This is a genomic window from Thermopirellula anaerolimosa (assembly GCF_054657335.1).
Genome location: NZ_BAAHYX010000007.1, coordinates 16,674 through 31,843, shown reverse-complemented (window position 1 = coordinate 31,843; position 15,170 = coordinate 16,674). Strand labels below are relative to the sequence as shown.

Genomic DNA, 15,170 nt, shown 5'->3' with positions numbered 1-15,170 from the left:
TGATTGGGAGTAAGTCTCGGGCCTTGAAGCCAGTTCCAGTAGGTCAGCGTCGTTCAATTCGTACCAATGCTGCCCGCTACGTGACTGCGAGGCAACGTACCAAAAAAGCTGACAGAACCGCATTCCTCCAAGGTGGTATCCCAACCGCTGGAAGGCTTGCAGCAATTGTCGTCGTGAGTTTGTCATAGAGTCTGGAGTTCACAGAGGGCCGCTGTGAGTTTCTGGAGTCATACGCAACACTGGCTAGGACGTGCTGGAACGTCAGGGACTCGGCAAGTCCCCGATCGAAGGAAGAAAGCGGAAGTCAGCATCCGGAACATACTTAAGCTCGACAGAAACTGTCCGCATGGGAATACCTGCGCGAGCCATCTCTGCGGCGAACTTCCGATTGAAATGGTTCACTCGTGCGCATCGTGTTTGGCCGTCGATCAGCCGAATTATCCCGTAGCGGTCGACTTCGCCAAGTATGGGATGTGGCAGCTCATTTCCGTTCCCCACTTCGCAATGTCGCGACGGAGCTTCTCTGTGACCCGAAGCATGTTCTCTTCAGTTGAATCCACGAGACGCAGCTTGCTCGGATCCACCTGTTTGGTGCTGGCGTTGTGAACGAGTAATCCCGCCTGGGTCACGCGATAAACGTGGTCTGCATGAACTTCTAGGTTGAAGACTCGCTCCGGAGCAGACCGAGAACTCACACGCACGACCCGTCTGAGTCCGCCCAACTGGCGCATCTGTTCGCCCGGCTGAAGATCGCCGGCTGGCACGAAATCGTGGCGGTCTTCCGACCAGACCAAGTGGTTGCGGGTGACGCCGAGGGGCTCCGACAGGCCTTCGACGTACAAGTCGATGATGCCGTTGCGAACGCGGGTGAACGTGCCAGTGACCACCTGCCCATCACCTTCGCCCAGCGGTGGGCAGGGGCCGATCGACGCTACCTCCGCCAGCCCGTCAAAGCCCTGCTCTGGAAGCGAGAGGTGGATCTGGTGGCCCACTCGGGCCTGCACCTGCTCGATCCACCGCCGGGGACGGAGGAGTTCGATGTCGAGGATGCCGTCGTCTACCGCGGCGCGCAGCCGTATCTCGCGCCAGGTGACCGCGTCAACCTCCTCGGCGTCCCACCAAGGGCGATGCTCTACTGGGCCGACTGCCTGAATCACCAGTTCAGGTGGGAGATCGGTGACCACCCTTTGCCCCAAGCGAACTTGCTCGATTTCTTCCAGCAAGCGTGTCGATGCAGCGACGGAAACCGACGCCGGTTGTGGGGAGGCAGAACCATTGTCCCTAGGCGCGGCACGGAACAGGCAGAAGGCAGCCAGCATCAGGCAACCTGCCAGCCACCATTGGCCCATAGCGCTGCGTCGCTTTGCAGGAGCGTTCGACTTCCGCCAACGTTCCACCCCGGCGGAGGCTGCTCCACTGACTGCGGTCTCCCTCGCGCAGGCCGTTTCATCGATCACGGCCGCCACTGGCGCTCGCGATTCTTCGCGGAGCGAGGTGAGTTGGGACTGGTCGAGACCCAAAAACTCCTGTACGGCGTGACTATCGTGCATCAGTTCCTCCGTTCGCGGGTCGGAGAGGCCGTACCAGATTTGGAGGAAGTAGAGCTTCAGCATCCAGATCAGCGGCTTGACCGGTCGGCCGGGTTGGTCGCTCTTGGGATAGAACGGCTCGACGAGTTTCACGAGTCCTTGCCACGGCATGACTCGGTTCATCATTCGGAGGAACTCATGCCGTCGGGTGGGTTTGCGCATCACGTCGAAGCCGCCCGTCGCCAACGTCCGCTGCGATAAACCGTCCTTCCTCGCCATAATCACTTGCCCTAATGTCTATGCGCCTCTATCTTGGTTCCCAATTATGGTCGTATTATACTGCTGCCGGACGGTTGTTGTGCAGAGGTTCCATTACAGTATCCGGCAAGTCCGCGCTGCTGCTGGCAGACTGTTCGTCCTGGGGTGCTATGAAGCGGTCGCTGGCACTTTTAAGGGCCGGCGCCGATTTTCGCTTTGTGGGCCCCAAAGGGGAGGACTTTGTCTGGCAAAACGTTGGATATCTTCTGGGACATCAGAAACTCGCTTATGCGCACGAAGAGAATGAAGCGTTACGAAAGGCGATTTGCCAGTTTCTTCTGGACCACGGATGTGACTTGGAAGCAGCATGGCGAGCGAAAACCGTCAACCAAAGAGTTCTGGAAGAGTTGTTTCCCGAGGCCGGGCCGCTCGACGACCACGAGAAGCGGGTGAAGTTGTGGATCAGTATGCACAAGCGCACCAAGGCGAGAGTGCGGGCCAGGATCGAGGCCGAAGAAAAGGAGCTGGGCAACTTGCGCACTCCAGCGCACTTGCGCCCGTGGCTCCGTCCTAAGGGCTCTCCGCATGAGCGTGGACGCTGGAAAGCCGAAGAGTTCTTTTCCGATCCGAAGGTGATCGCCCTATGCAAGGCGATTGAGGCGAAGGATCTGGTGAAGATCGACGAACTGATCGAGCAAGGTGCCGATGTGAATGCACCGGGGCGCGGTAACATGACGCCCCTTTGGTGGGCGTTTCCTGTGGGCGAGGAAGTCTTCCGCCGGATACTCGAACATGGAGCCGATCCGAATATCAAACTGACCGAAAGGATTTACCCCTTTTACGCCGGGGATTCGGTTACCTTTCTGGCGGCCGGCCCCAGCCCCTCGCATGCCTGCATTTTTCACGACATCGCGATGGACAACTACCTCGAGCTGGTGTTAGAGCACGGAGGCGATCCTGAGATTGAAAACGGGTATGGCCGCACACCACTTTTTTCCGCGGTGACGGCCTTCGAGAACTCCGAAAAGCGGATTCGACTGTTGCTGGAGGCAGGGGCCGATATCAACCATCAGGACCGATTCGGTGACACGCCGGCCATGTTCGCCGAACGCCATCGCCGGTACGATTCCCTGCTTGTGCTTTTGGAGGCCGGAGCCGATCTACGACTGGTCAACAGAAGCGGCCTTGATGTGGTGTTCATGGTCGCCCGGCGCTTGGAGTTTCCGACCGCCCGGGCCCAGCATGACAAGCCAGTGTTCGACTGGTTGAAAGGGAAAGGATACGACGTGGAGGCCGCGCGGCAAATCGTAGGCACATACCCTCCGCTCCGAGACCTGCCTGTCGAGCGGCGCCCGTGGTTGAATCCTGTCAAGCGTGAATCGAGAAACGTCACCGAGTAACACACTCTCATTAGACCCAGCGCAGAAGAAAGGAAAGACCGGCTTTGTATCTTCGCCGAGCGATTGGTACCAGCATGGGCATCAAAACAATGGCCGGTCATGTCCTTCATTGAGAAAGGGGACTTCGCGTGAGCGTGCCGGAATCGCAACCGAGAAAACGCGGTGGCTGTCTGACGGCGTTCCTGGTAGTCGCGCTGTTGGCTAATCTATGGGGAGGATGCTACGAGCTGTTTGCCGGTGCGCGCGTGAGGGAAGTGTTTTCGTCTCTGCCCGCTTGGGTCGTTTCAGTGGCGGGATTGTTGGCCCTGGCAAACTGCGTATTCACCATTGCCATCTGGAAGTGGAAGAAGTGGGGCGTGTATGGTTTTGCCGCCTCGGTTGCTGTTATGTCCCTGATCAACACGGCGGCCTTTGGAGTGTTCGAGCCTCTTCCAGCCGGCATGCATCCAACGTCGGTTTTCCTCGTGAGGGCTCTTCAGATTGCCATCTCCCTGTCCGGGCTCGTTGGGTTGGCGATTCTGCTTGTTCTATTGCGCCCGGTGTGGCGCGAGATGAAGTGAAACTCCCCGCAGGAAGCTGCGGGACTTCTCAATGGAAGGGCCTTGCATGCGGGTTTCTCCCACAGCCCTAAGTGGCCATTTCTCCCCACAGCAAGCTGTGGGGCATCCTGGCCTGCATTTCGTGCACTCCTCGGTTCCCCTACCCTTTCATAGCTACACCGATCTTGCCGCCTTGCTGGCACAAACCGCCACATCACCTGCCAAATGTGCCACTTTGTGTGAACTGTTGCCCCACAGGCCTGACCATCTGGGAGCCGGCCACCTTCCCCCGGGCCGCTTGTAAACCGCCGTTTCAACCTTTCAATCCCTCGAAAAACGCGATCTCGTGTTAACAATTCTATCCCCTCTTTGGAGGCACCAGCCGCGACCAATAGTTCGAGACCGTTTGGAATGATTTGCCCCACCGAACGGGTCTCGAACTCGGTAAATTCTTCTCAGATAAGCACTTCCGAAATCGGTCAAGAAGAGAGTGGTTATAAAGAGCGTTTTGAACGGGGAGGCGAAGGACAAGAGAACGTTGAGCACCAGCCGGCCCATCGACGTGGCCGTGTTGAACTGCTGGGTGACCGAGACGAACCGAGACGGGCCGCCGCGCTACAACCTATTGGCACAAATGGCGTTACGTTGCGATTTGTGAGAGGCCGCTTCCTTGCGGTCGCGGCTCGGACAGGTCTAACCCGCGCGGAGCAGGGTTCGCAACGAGAGGGAATCAGCACAGCGGGCCGAACGGTCTTCGGAATTCCCCGAGCCGGAGCGACCGACAAGCGGCGACTGGCTCCCGCCTCTTTGGCGGTTCAACCGGGTTTGCTCCGCAGAGTGCAGCGGAATCGAAATCGCTCGCTCCGCGTTGTCCGCCCTTGAACTATCCGTGAGAAACCTCCCCCCTAGAGCACTACCGGGTCCTCGCTCAGCCACCTTCCCACGGCGGGGTCGTACCAGCGGTTGAGGTTGTTTTGGAGTTGGGTGTCTTGATCAAATGGTCTGCCAGTAAACAGGAACAAAGAATCCACCGCCGGGGTGGTTGCAAAGAGAGCTTCGGGCGAATTGGTCGCCCCCGTCACCCTGCTGGAAACTGCACAGATTAGGTTACTGACCACGGTCGCTGCCCTCGTTGAGTCCGGTCACGGTTTCCAACACTGATTATACTCGGCCCTGTTTGCAGTGTATATTGGACAACGTCCCGCACGGTGTTCAGGTGGTCCGTCAGGGTCCACTGTACGAATTCCGCCCTGGCGGTGTCAACGTCCGGTTGGTCTTACGATTTGCTTTTGTCGTGCTCGCCGTCCGCCCTGAGGGTTGTTCCGTAATTCTATCTATACCCCTTGCTCCCACGCACGAGCGTATCGTACTGATGGACGCCGAGTGGTGCGGGAGTTCCGAAAGAATGCGGCTATGATACTTCTGGGCCATTCGTACATAGGGTTATTACCGGTAGTCCAGGCGTGATTCGTGACGCCCCAGCCCAATCCGTGTAGCGACATATAAAGCAATCCAGGGAACAGATAGTAGCACCGCTACCACGCTCCCTAAGAACACCACGTAGACAACGTCTGCTATCTTCTCGCCGAAAACAATCGCGCTCTCATCAGTGACAGCTACAATAAGGCCTAACACGAGAGTTCCCAACAAGGGAATAGCGGTGATGAGGAGGACGTTACGGGCAAGAATCCTCTCCAGAACTTGATTCTGAAAGTACGTCATGGACAAGGCATAATTCGCGCGCATACCCCATACGGCTAGCAAAACCATTATGCTGCCCAATAATGCGAAGGGAAAGAACGGTCCGTTTGGCCGGGGGACAGCTTCCCAAAGGTCGAGTGTCAACATTATAAAGCCACTGGAGAAGAACGCCACAATTCCGATTAATACATGAATCCAGAACTGCGCCTGAAAACGCCACTTACTGCCATAAACGCAGGTCGCTGCACCCACAACGGCAGCCACAGTGCCGATAGTTATGATCCCTGGCCATCCCAGCTGCAAATAAATCGCATAGTTGCCTAGAAGGCCGTAGCAAAGCAAGACTGCGTATAGGGCTATGTTTATCCTGGCCCGAAATAATGAAGTATGCTCCATTATTTGTTACTCCTATCGCACAATCTCGAAGCAAGTTGTTCCACCGTAGGCAAAGAACTGATAAATCCAGTGATCCACTCTCACCGTAGTTACCCGGTCACATAACAGAAAATAATAATATGCGTGACCACCTCCAATTGCTGATGCGGTCCGAAAACCGATATTGTGTTCAGCGAGGCAGGGACTACACACCTTTGCATCGGCCCAGTTCCTCTCAAAGGCCATTGCCCAACGCTCACATCCGTTCGGCCAAAAATCGAAGATCCACGTATTCTTGGCCACCCGCTCGATCGCCTCTCCAAGCTCGCGCAATTGCTCGGGACCACACCGAGCGCATCGCTCGCCCGGTAGCGGCCAAAGCTGTGCAAGCACCCAGCCCAAAGGTTTTCGACCAATCGGGAATTTGGTGGACGCTGGAGGATCGGTGACCTGTATCGCGTCTCGGCCCTCGCGTAAACGCCACTTAATGTACTCTCTTAACTCCTCTCGGGAGCGATTATAGAAGTACTGAGCTTCTTGTGGGGTTATTATACCCAACATCACGGCGTCAAACGGATCCTCCGGCTCTCGCAGGCCAACGGGATCGAATCTTCCGCTCGGCCCATTCCCCACATACCGATACAAATTCCCATCGCCGCCAGCAAAGCCTACCGGGTCCTCGCTCAGCCAGCGGCCAACACGGCCGTCATACCAGCGGTTGAGGTTGTTTTGAAGTTGCGTGTCACTATCGAATGGTTTACCCGTGAATACAAAGAGACTATCGATAGTCGGATTACTTTCCGACGTGACCCGACCAAAAGCGTCGTAGATGAGGTGATTGACCACGGTGGTCATGTCGCTGCCCGGATTGTACTTGGCAATGTCCCGGACCGTGTTCAGGTGGTCCGTCAGCGTCCACTGTACAAGGTCGGGTGTGCCGCCGTCAACGGCCTCCTCGGCCAGGATCTGATCCACCGCCGGGCCCCACAGGTAGCGCCACCGAAGGTCCGAGGCGGCCGCGTCGCCGGCGCCCGTATGCTGGAAATCCAGCACGATCTGATTGCCGTCGTAGGCGAAGACCCGTTTCTGTTCGTAGTCCCCGTCGCCGTCCATCCGCCGCCGCACCAGGCGGTTCTCGTGGTCGTACGATTGGCGGATCACCCAGTCCACGGCCGCCTCGTCGCAGCCGGCTGATCGAACATGTCCTTGATCAAATCCCAGCGTTCATCCGTCAATACTCGGCGCAACATCGTCTATCCCCCTCCCTGCACATACTCGGCCCCATTGACAACCTCTTCGACTGTCCATCATGATAAGCCCTGTTCCCAACCTGGCAAGAGCGGTTTTCAGACAGGGCCTAGTTCCGTACCGCGGTTGTCTCAAACCGGTTGACACGTTCCGACCCACCAGTCACGTAGTACATAGACGGCACCGGAGTCGGACACGAAGTCCGTCTGGCGTGACCCGCTCCCGTCGGCGTGCCATGTGGATTCGATTGTCTCAGGTAACGTCGACGAGAGGTTCATTCCAAGTGCCGCCAGACCGGGCGCAGCAGAAAAGCAAGAATCCCGACACCCACAAGGCCCAGCAGTGCCAACACAAATCCAGTGGTCATCAGGTTGACCACGAAAGCAGCGAGAGACGACCCAATGAAACCGTACAAGCCCCATCTTTTCCACTTCCAGATGCCAATGGCGAATACGCAATCTGCCAGGGCCCACAACCCCGTTAGCGGCATCACCCACGCGGGAAGGTCTGGAATCGCTTGTCTCGCGATCGCGCCAGCAACCAGATTCTGAAGTGCGACCCAGAGGTTGGCAAGTATCAGGAACACCAACCAGGCGGTCAGGCAGCCGCCCCGTTTTCTCGGTTGCGATTCGTCGGTGTCCATGGGTTACTCCTTTCCGGCTGGGGAATCACCAGCCAGGTCGCGATTCATCCAGGGTCGCTGGTCGATGGGTACGCCTCGCAAAGGCAAGTAGCTCTCGCATGCTTGCCGGGCCGCTTCCAGATCGTAGCCCCGTTGCTTCAACCAGTTGACCACAGGAGTCTCGTTTTCCGCTCGGCCCGTGCTCCAATTGAGCCGTCGGCCGACCATGAACACCACGTCGATGCCGCTCTTGTTGACCAACCGCAGATTCGCATTGGCCTCGAGAAGCACCAGCAACGAATCATAGCGGCGATGGCGTTCGGCGAACATCGCCGGCGTGTCGCCGTACAGGTCCTGATGATCGATATCGGCCCCTGCTTCCAATAACAATCGAATGCGCCTTTCGGAGTCTTCGAAGGCCGTCACCGCCGCGAAAAGCGGCGTCCGCCCGTGGCCATTCTGCAAGTTCGCATCGCCTCCGTGTTCCAAGACGAGCTTCAAGTAGTTGTCCATCGAGACGTCGTGAAAAATACAGGCATGAGACGGGCTGGGACCGGCTGCGAGAAACGTCACCGAATCACCGGCATAAAATGGGTAAATCCTTTCCGTCAACTTCACATTGGGATCGGCCCCATGCTCAAGTAGCCGTCGGAAGGCCTTTTCACCCATGGGAAAGGCCCAGAGCAGGGGCGTCATATTCGCCCGTCCCCGCGCGTTCACATCCACGCCGGATTGGACCAGTTCATCGATCTCGACCAGGTCCTCGGCCTCGATCGCCTTGCACAGTTCGATCACCTTGGGATCGGTAAAGAAATCCTCGGCTTTCCAGCGGACGCGCTCATGGGGACGGCCTTTCGGCCTCAGCCAGGGACGCAGGTGGACGGGAGTCCGTTCGTCGCCTGACTTTTCCTGCTCGGCTCTTATCTTCGCCCTCAGCCGAGCCGCCGTGGCCCTGTTGATCCGACTCCACAGCTTGCTCCGTTTCTCGTAGTCATCAAGCGGCTTGGCCTTGGGAAAGGCCTCTTCCAGCACTCTCTGCTCAACGGTTCTCGCCTTCCAGGCTGCTTCCAGATCGCATCCGTGGTCCGTAAGAAACTCGCGGACGGCCTTTCGTAACGCCTCCGTCTGTTGGTCATGATGGTCTGACTTTTCACGATCCACGAGATGAAAGACATTTTTAAGAACGAAATCTTCCCCCTCAGCATCGACAATCCGAAAGTCGGCGCCGGCTTCAAGAAGCGCTAGTGTATTCTTCAAAGGCCCGGAATACCTAAGGCCAATCTGGTACAATAAGGCGGTCTGACCAAAAGTAGGATCGACGTAATTGACATCCGCCCCGGCCGCAATGAGTAGCCTGAGACTCTCCCCCCCGCGACAGAGAATTTGCTTCCAGCCATCGGTTCGCTCAATGTTCGGGTCCGCACCATGTTCCAGCAGTAGCTTGAGGTAGCGTAGCGGGACGTCCGGATCGTCCGTAGTGACTTCAGGGAACACCGTACTCACACCGTATGGATGCGTCGCAAGGCAGATCGGATATCGGCCAGCCAGATCCTTCGTCTCTCGTGTCCCGGGCAGTTCGCCGCTTAGCTGCACATTCGGATCGGCCCCCTGCTCAAGTAGCCGTCGGAAGACCTCTTCACCCATGGGAAAGGCCCAGAACAGGGGCGTCATATTGGCGCGTCCCCTGGCGTTCACGTCGGCACCTTGGGCGACCAGCTCATCGATCTTGGCCAGATCCTTCGCCTCGATCGCCTTGCACAGAGCGATCACCTTCGGATCGGTGAAGAAATCTTCGGCCTTCCAGCCCAACCGCTCATGCGGGGGAACTCCCCGGAATTGGTAACTCGGGTCGGCCAGCATACGACGGATCTCGAGCAGTTGGCCAATGGGGCCGCGGGGTTCAGGCCGTTTCTTTCCATCGCCGCCTTCCTTGCGGCACGAGGCCAGCGACAAAACCACGAAGGCCACGCAGAGAACAACCACCGTATGACGTCTCATCGTTTCAATCCTCCTCTACTGGTTGGCGATATGGGCGTACAGGCACTCGACGTAGATGCCGTGGGCCTCGACCATCGTGTCCAAAATCTGGTACACACCCGCGATGGTTGTCGTGCCTCCCGCGCCTCCCGCAATAAGGGTCACGACGCCAAAGATAACCTGGAACGTGCCCAAGGCCATCTCGAGGTCCAGCGGGCTGTCCAATGTCACCCGAGCGCCTACCGCAGTGGGTACATTAACCAGAATATCAATCGTGATATTCCCGGCATCCTGGAGGTTGTTGAGAATGTCCCAGTCCACAACGTAGGCTGTGATCAGGCCCTGCGACCTCTGGTGCATTTCTGACTCTGGGATGTCCAGCGGAACGCGACCCAGCGTATTGACGTGCAGCCCCGCGGCGTTGAATGTGGCGGCAAGGAACGGGGTTCCTTGTCGGTTATTATCAAACTCGTCGGCCACCAGGCAACTCGCACTGGCCAGCCCTCCGCCGAGAGAGTGGCCCGTGAACGCCCACCCAGAGGGAAGTGTGGGAGTGATTAGCTCCTCTCCTGAGCGAACCCGAGCATGTTGTCCTACATCGAGGCCGATTTGCATTGCCGTGTCATATTGTTCCGACGAGTGCCCTAGCGCTTGACGGAAGTTATTATACCAGTCCGTAAAGCTCGTAGCGTCGGTACCTTGGAACGCAACGATATTCTTCCCGGAGATGTAATCATGGTAGACTCCCGCTGCGAAGCCTGTGGCTGGATTGTCGCGGACCAGATCATTCACATCAACTTTCATCTTTACTTCCTTGAAAGCGATCTCCGATTGGCCGATTCCTGTGCCAATCAATTCTTCCCGATTCAGGGGCTCCAAACAATACTGTGGCAAATCATCTCGGTCGTAAATCCCCTCGGAGGCCAAGGCTAACCGCAGGTCTTCGTTCTTAAGCAAGTAGTGGAAGAACGAATCGGTGTTAGCAACAAGGTAATTGGCCCTGTCGGACATGACCGGACCTTCTGCCACGTTTCCGGTCGGGTACACGTTCAATACGATCGAGGTGATGGGCTTGCCATTTTCCCGAACATGCTCGAGGGTCTTCGTATCGACGTTTTCTGTCACTCCCTCCACATACAGCGTGATCGAGTGGACATTCTCGCTGAAGCCCAGCGCTAGGGCACTATACACCATTCCCGCCATGACGAAATCGCCACTGGTCACTGGATCGTCAGTGACGGTGCTTCCATTACGGCGAACATTTCCGTCCTTTGTCCACACGCGGAGCTTGGCATCCCCGTCAGGCCGCTGTGATGGGTCGCCCGATGGGATCGTCATTGCCATATTGTAATCCAAGGACAGCTTCGCAGTGGTCGGGTCAATCCACTCCGGGATTTCGACTACGAGGGGAACGAAATTTGCACTCGCGTTGGCGTCGTCTTGAAAATAGCTGGTCCCGACCCAGTAACCATCCCAGCAGTCGAGCACCCCGTCGCCGTCCGCATCGCCCCAGTTGGGGACAATGACTTTCCCAAGTCCGTATGGGTGCGCCTCAAGATACTCCTCTTGGGCGGACCGATCCGGACCCGCGAAATCGGCGGTATTGTCACTATCGATGTCGATGTCCACCGCAGGGTTTGTCATCTTCACCACGTCTACCTCAGCTACTTCATACGTAGGATCACCACCCGGCGGATCTGATGGGATCGGCTTAAACAGACGCCACATGAGGGTGTCGGTCTGCACGTCGGGCTCGATGCCTTCGACGTAGATCATCGGTGGGTAACTCACTGCTTCGCCGGAAACAAACCATCGATAAACGCCCTTCTGCTTGCCAGCCTCGGTGATCGTCTCGTACTCGTCGGCCGTAATGGGCGTTTTCTCCGCATCAAGCCAGTAGCTGAGGCCGTCACCGAGTGTGACTTTCAGTTCAAACACGAATCCGTCCATCCCCGACAGGTCCTCAAAGCCGCGATCGAGGACTATTGGAACCAGATCATCATCGGTGAACGGCTGCCAGTTCATGCCGGGAGGATAAGCGTACTCCGCGTTTTCCAGATAGTCCGCAATCCCATTCTCGTTGTCATCATCGCTATTCCAAACAACCCAGGTCCCGGAGTAGCCGGCTTTATTTTCAATCTCCTCCTCCCCGTCGCTGCGGTCGATGACGCCGGTGTTGTCGCTGTCGGTGTCGATGTCCACTGAGGGGATGATGGTCAGCACCGAGGTGCGGTGATCGTGGACGCCATCGGCCGGGTCGTCGCCGGGATCATCATCGTCGGGCAGCGGCGTCCACAGGCCGGTGTTGGCCAGGCGCATGAGTACCGGCTCCTGCTATCGTGAAGTCAAGCCGCCCCTCGATCCCGGCGCCGTAAATGTAATGCGTGCCGTACAGTTCCGAGGAACCCGTGGGCCGAAGGGCGGTGGCCCAGGAAGATGAACGCCGCCACGAGGAAGCCGATGGTCAGCCCCACCGCGCCACCGATCAGGCCCAGGGACGCGCTATTCGGCCCATCAACCAAGTCAATGATGGCCACCAATTGGTCAATTTGCGCGGGCGTAACCCCCATTTCTTCGACAAACCATGCGTGCTTTCCCACCGAATAACGTGCCCAAAGCTCATACCGGCCTGGGGGAAGGTCCCCTTCCTTGCCAGCAATGCCGTAGTATTGAAGCTCGATACGATAGCTCAGCTCTTGCCCGGGCGCCAATGTGCGTACGCTCGCTCGGGCCGCAGCGGGCGGAGTGAGTTCGACCGTGAAGGGAACCTCCTTCCCGTCCTTGGTCAGAACAATGTGCAGATTTCCTACAGGGTGGCCCGCCTGGTTGCCGTCAAAATACCGAAACGGACTGTCCGACATGTTTCTCAGCACAGCCTCGATGATCATACGATCCGCTTTCACTACTGGAATAACGGGGACCATGTCCAAATCAACACGGTCCCAAGCCATCGCCGTGGAGGCTTCGCTCGTTTCGGCAGCAATAATGGGAGACGCCGCGCAAAGTGCGACTGTGATGATTCCCGATAAGGCCAGTGTATGTCGAGTAATCGAGCGGTTCATGCTATAGGCGTCCGGATTAGACACTATCGTTCGACCGATTCCTTACTGGTTAGGTCTATTTGCCTCAGCGTCGGGTTGCTGAAGTGGATACCCGACGTATTCTGGGCCGTTTGATGGTGATACATCAGGTATCTCCCATCGTCTGCGTCGTCCTGCACTCCGTTCTCGTTTGGATCAGGCAGGTGTTCGCCCCCGTTGAATCCGTTGGCATTGTGTGTGTCGATGATCATGTGCGTGAGTTCGTGGGCAGCCACATAGGCACGGTGGCTCGTGACGTTGAACCCTTGATTCGTGGCAAAATCGTGCGCCGAGTCCACCACAACAAAGGCACCGTAACTGCCGGCAAAGCCTCCCGTACTTCCCGCCATCGAATCAGCGAACGCGAGATAGACAAACTTTGTCAGCATATTCGGCTGGCCATTCGTGCGATGGCGGTGTGCGTTGGCCCAGGATTCAGCCTGTGCGTAGGAGCTGAAGTCCCGGTGGCTTGCCGTGGGCTCGTCGATAACATAGTAGAGGTCTATCCCGGCGCCTTCCGTCAGGTCGCCAAAGCCCGCTGAGACGGTGTTCATGGTGCTTCGAATACCTGCCTCCGTCGGCATGTGCTCCACCCCTTCCATTATGTCCACCTCCACCAGAAGTTCCTTCCGGGAAGTGCTCAACCGCCTGTGCCCCCCGGCATGGCTGTTGCCGCCATCGAGTATGAAGCCCCGATACTCCTGGAACTCGGTCAAGCTGTCCCCCGTGGTCTTGTGGGCCGGAAGATCCGTGCCCCCGTCCGTGTTGCTGGCATCTGGATCGGCCATTTCCCAGTCGTAATCGCGACGGACAAAGGTCAGATCGTATACGTCGTGGCTGTAACCATATTGAGTGTTCCATTCGGCGATCTGCTGGCGCTCCCAGCGGTCGGCGAGGCCGTCCTGGTCCGTGTCCGTAGGCACATCAAGCGTCCAGGTGAAGACCGCTACGCCATTCTTGATCAGGCTCGCCACCACCGTTGCCGAGCCGCCGTAATCCTTGCAGTAGAAATCGGCGAAGGTGTTGGTGGCGGCCATGGTGCCGAAGGCCGCGCGGCTGTTTGCGGTGAGGGCAAAGGAGTAATCGTCATTCCGGACCGGCCCCGTGACCATGTACGCGGTCTTGTTCTCGGCGTAGCCTGGGAGACTCGTGGTGTTCGTTATCCGGAAAGAGACGGCATCGATCCCTTGACCGCTGCCGACTCCATCGGCGATGAGCTTCATGTGCTGCCCCATATAGCTGATCGTGTTGAAGGTCCTGTTGAAGGTGAGCTTGTCCGTCGTGCCCTCGTAACCCGGCAAGTAGTAATCTACGCCGTCCACCGCGTCGAACAGGGCGCCGTTGTTGTTCACATCCAGATCGACGTACACGACCATAACCTTGACCGTATCCATGGGGATAAAGCCCATCGGACCGCTAGGCCCGTCCATATCCGTCAGGAGGGTCACCGTGGTGACGCCTGGGTTGATCCCTTCCAGATAGAACTGAACCACGCGGTTGCCACTGCTGAGGCCCAGGTCGCTGGCCGTGTACTCGACATTGGGCGCAACATAGTCTCCTCCGGTGGCCGCGTCGAGCTTGTTGCGTTGCACACTTGCGTCTTTCTTCCAGATACGAAGATTGCCCGGTGCTGCTATGTAGAGGTCGCCGCTTTGGGTAACACTAGCCGGATCAGAGGCTCCATAGGCAAACTTGAACCTAGCCAACCCTGGGTCGATCTGGGGAAACACATCGAGCACGAGGCTGGCGAGCGCCCCGCAGTTGAAGTCGTCGTTGCTGCCCAACACGCCGTCGCGGTCATATCCGTCGGCGAAGTCCGGAATGCGATCGTGGTCTGCATCGTCACGGAGGGCAGCTCGAATGATCTTCCCCGGCTCGCCCGGTGCGTCTTCCACTTGATCCTCGTGCAGGCTACGCTCGAGAGAATTGTTGTTGTCGGAATCCGCATCCAAATCCGCGCCGGTGACCGTGAGCACGACGCTGTCGCTGTAGACCGTGTTGCCGCTTGCGTCCCTGAGCGCCCAGGAAACCTGGCCGCGCCCCATGTTAAGCCCTTCCACATACACGGGCGATGGGTAGTTGGGCATGCCGGACCCGAACGTCCATTTGTAGTGCCGCAGACGCAGTTCGCTCGCGCTGAGCGGAAGCTGGTTCTTCGATTGGTCCTGCCACAGGCTGAGATTGCTTGTGCATTCGAGATGCAGTTCAAAGCCAGCCATACTGCTCGCATCGGGCAAACAGACCTCCAGCACGATGGGATGGAGGTCGTCGTCCGGGCTGTTCATCGGTTCATCGGCCCAGTCCGGAGCGCCGTTGCTTGAAGTCGGTTGGGTGACCAGCGACGTAAGATCGAGTTGGCTCCGCACGGCAAGAAGCTTGTCGCTGTACCCATCCGGCTTGAAGTTGTCCGTTCGGATGTCGACACTGTGATCTTCCCCACG

The 15,170-nt window shown here is 57.7% G+C and carries 11 protein-coding genes; 2 read left to right on the top strand and 9 right to left on the bottom strand.

Going from position 1 to position 15,170, the window contains the following annotated elements; all coding sequences use genetic code 11:
* Positions 1-437: 437 nt before the first annotated feature.
* Positions 438-1,808: a transposase gene (locus ACYQ6J_RS17800; protein WP_460185579.1), complete on the bottom strand. Its 1,371-nt coding sequence runs from the start codon at positions 1,806-1,808 to the stop codon at positions 438-440.
* A 149-nt stretch (positions 1,809-1,957) separates the two neighbouring features.
* On the opposite strand from ACYQ6J_RS17800, the gene ACYQ6J_RS17795 reads away from it, so the two are divergent.
* Together ACYQ6J_RS17795 and ACYQ6J_RS17790 are read left to right on the top strand one after the other, a co-directional pair.
* Positions 1,958-3,187: an ankyrin repeat domain-containing protein gene (locus ACYQ6J_RS17795; protein WP_460185578.1), complete on the top strand. Its 1,230-nt coding sequence runs from the start codon at positions 1,958-1,960 to the stop codon at positions 3,185-3,187.
* A gap of 128 nt (positions 3,188-3,315) precedes the next feature.
* Entirely contained in the window at positions 3,316-3,747 is a 432-nt protein-coding gene (locus tag ACYQ6J_RS17790) for a hypothetical protein (RefSeq protein WP_460185577.1), read from the top strand.
* An 884-nt stretch (positions 3,748-4,631) separates the two neighbouring features.
* On the opposite strand, the gene ACYQ6J_RS17785 is transcribed toward ACYQ6J_RS17790, so the two are convergent.
* The 8 genes from ACYQ6J_RS17785 to ACYQ6J_RS17750 form a co-directional block, all read right to left on the bottom strand.
* The gene (locus tag ACYQ6J_RS17785; protein WP_460185576.1) at positions 4,632-4,844 is read right to left on the bottom strand and encodes an RHS repeat-associated core domain-containing protein; all 213 of its coding nucleotides are present in this window, start codon (positions 4,842-4,844) and stop codon (positions 4,632-4,634) included.
* A 328-nt stretch (positions 4,845-5,172) separates the two neighbouring features.
* On the bottom strand, positions 5,173-5,823 hold the full coding sequence (locus ACYQ6J_RS17780; RefSeq protein ID WP_460185575.1) for a hypothetical protein: 651 nt from the start codon (positions 5,821-5,823) through the stop codon (positions 5,173-5,175).
* Between the two features lie 12 nt (positions 5,824-5,835).
* A complete protein-coding gene (locus ACYQ6J_RS17775; RefSeq protein ID WP_460185574.1) occupies positions 5,836-6,972 on the bottom strand; it encodes an RHS repeat domain-containing protein in 1,137 nt (378 codons plus the stop codon).
* Positions 6,973-7,324: 352 nt separating this feature from the next.
* Positions 7,325-7,693, bottom strand: coding sequence for a hypothetical protein (locus ACYQ6J_RS17770; protein ID WP_460185573.1), 369 nt, complete (start codon positions 7,691-7,693; stop codon positions 7,325-7,327).
* 3 nt (positions 7,694-7,696) lie between these two features.
* Positions 7,697-9,670: an ankyrin repeat domain-containing protein gene (locus ACYQ6J_RS17765; RefSeq protein ID WP_460185572.1), complete on the bottom strand. Its 1,974-nt coding sequence runs from the start codon at positions 9,668-9,670 to the stop codon at positions 7,697-7,699.
* A 15-nt stretch (positions 9,671-9,685) separates the two neighbouring features.
* Positions 9,686-11,968: a Tle-like phospholipase domain-containing protein gene (locus ACYQ6J_RS17760; protein WP_460185571.1), complete on the bottom strand. Its 2,283-nt coding sequence runs from the start codon at positions 11,966-11,968 to the stop codon at positions 9,686-9,688.
* Between the two features lie 26 nt (positions 11,969-11,994).
* Positions 11,995-12,711, bottom strand: coding sequence for a hypothetical protein (locus tag ACYQ6J_RS17755; protein WP_460185570.1), 717 nt, complete (start codon positions 12,709-12,711; stop codon positions 11,995-11,997).
* A gap of 23 nt (positions 12,712-12,734) precedes the next feature.
* Positions 12,735-15,095 carry a hypothetical protein gene (locus tag ACYQ6J_RS17750; protein ID WP_460185569.1) on the bottom strand — a complete coding sequence of 787 codons (2,361 nt, stop codon included), beginning with the start codon at positions 15,093-15,095 and terminating at the stop codon, positions 12,735-12,737.
* Between the last annotated feature and the right edge of the window lie 75 nt (positions 15,096-15,170).

Bases quoted from the DNA above. Each gene is read 5' to 3' on its own strand.
- ACYQ6J_RS17780 (WP_460185575.1), bottom strand. From the start codon at position 5,823: ATGGAGCATACTTCATTATTTCGGGCCAGGATAAACATAGCCCTATAC.
- ACYQ6J_RS17770 (WP_460185573.1), bottom strand. From the start codon at position 7,693: ATGGACACCGACGAATCGCAACCGAGAAAACGGGGCGGCTGCCTGACC.
- ACYQ6J_RS17795 (WP_460185578.1), top strand. From the start codon at position 1,958: ATGAAGCGGTCGCTGGCACTTTTAAGGGCCGGCGCCGATTTTCGCTTT.
- ACYQ6J_RS17800 (WP_460185579.1), bottom strand. From the start codon at position 1,808: ATGGCGAGGAAGGACGGTTTATCGCAGCGGACGTTGGCGACGGGCGGC.
- ACYQ6J_RS17760 (WP_460185571.1), bottom strand. From the start codon at position 11,968: ATGCGCCTGGCCAACACCGGCCTGTGGACGCCGCTGCCCGACGATGAT.
- ACYQ6J_RS17755 (WP_460185570.1), bottom strand. From the start codon at position 12,711: ATGAACCGCTCGATTACTCGACATACACTGGCCTTATCGGGAATCATC.
- ACYQ6J_RS17765 (WP_460185572.1), bottom strand. From the start codon at position 9,670: ATGAGACGTCATACGGTGGTTGTTCTCTGCGTGGCCTTCGTGGTTTTG.